Origin of the sequence: Bradyrhizobium sp. 190, from assembly GCF_023073415.1 — a bacterium.
Classification (GTDB): domain Bacteria; phylum Pseudomonadota; class Alphaproteobacteria; order Rhizobiales; family Xanthobacteraceae; genus Bradyrhizobium.
The window spans coordinates 1-1,152 of the sequence record NZ_JADPJL010000058.1 but is presented as its reverse complement, the minus strand read 5'-3'; the positions used below and the strand labels follow the sequence as shown (position 1 = coordinate 1,152).

Here is a 1,152-nt window from a genome sequence, read left to right as displayed (position 1 = left end):
CGTCGTCTGCTGGCGATCCGCCCCTTGAACGAAACCCTGCATCACTTCCCCCGCCGATTCAGCAAGGGAATCATAGCATCGACGGGGTTTTCACACAGCCTGGGTCAATAGCGGAAGTCGCAGTCGCGGCCTACTCGATCAATTCGCTGGTGCCGCGAGATGGGAGGGCGTCACTCTGGAAGTCCCGCGCTTTCGAGACGCCGCCTTTGTTGGGCGACTGCTTGCCAATTGTTTCTCGTCGCCTCAACAGTGTCCGGATTCTTCGTCGTTCACAAAACAGAGTATGCACGTGAGTTTATCGAAGCAGAGGTAGCCGGCCTGTCGTTCCCGCTCGCCGCAATCATTTTCCGCGTACCAGTGAGTCAAGAAAATATACCCGTCCTTGGCCGCGAAGCAGGTTTTACAAACCGGGCATCCAAACTTCGAGGTTGGCGGCTTCTGCGCAAGTCTTAGATGCGGTATCGGATCCAGGCCACGCATCAGAGGCCTCCTTGCGGTACGAAGAAGCACAGCTCCTGTCCCGTGGATTTGTTGATGAACAGGACGGGGGTACGATCGGGCGTATCACTTTCCCTTATTATGTCGGGTGGGATGATTTTCCACTCGCCATCATTCAGGTATTGCCACTGGTCTGAGCGATCTTCACCAACCCTGAAGCGGGTCTTGAATACGTCGCCGTTGTTGCAGCAAGACTTGTAGGGAAGACCAAGCCGACGCTGTGCAGCCGGGTTCATTTCCTGCTTGTTGAACCATTCGTGATGCGGCATCGACGAATCGTGCGCATCAGCGCGAATGGAAAGCAGAAGAAGAATACCGAATGTCATCAGTACGCAATCGAACGCTTTCATGGCAGCCTCCGCTATGGACTGTCACTAATTTTGCATCCGCGAATCACATTAACTTCCGGTGATCAATCGGGCCACATTCTGAAGAAAATGGAATCCCATTCCTGAGCAGCCTTCTGCTTTGAGCAAGACTGTTGTTTTTTGGTCGTTTCTTATGCCTCACAAGATGCATTGTCCGGCGTCTCCGGAACTTCCGCTATGGGTCATTGGACTAAACCGCTCGCGCGGTAGGGTACTGCTGCGGGCGTCAGGGCCAATGGGATAGCGCAACGGGGCGTCCTGTCTTGAGATCGAGGTGTTCCGACAA

1 protein-coding gene is annotated in these 1,152 nt (G+C 54.3%); it reads right to left on the bottom strand.

The window, feature by feature from the left end:
• Positions 1–479 precede the first annotated feature (479 nt).
• On the bottom strand, positions 480–848 hold the full coding sequence (locus tag IVB22_RS27250) for a hypothetical protein (RefSeq protein WP_247520323.1): 369 nt from the start codon (positions 846–848) through the stop codon (positions 480–482).
• Between the last annotated feature and the right edge of the window lie 304 nt (positions 849–1,152).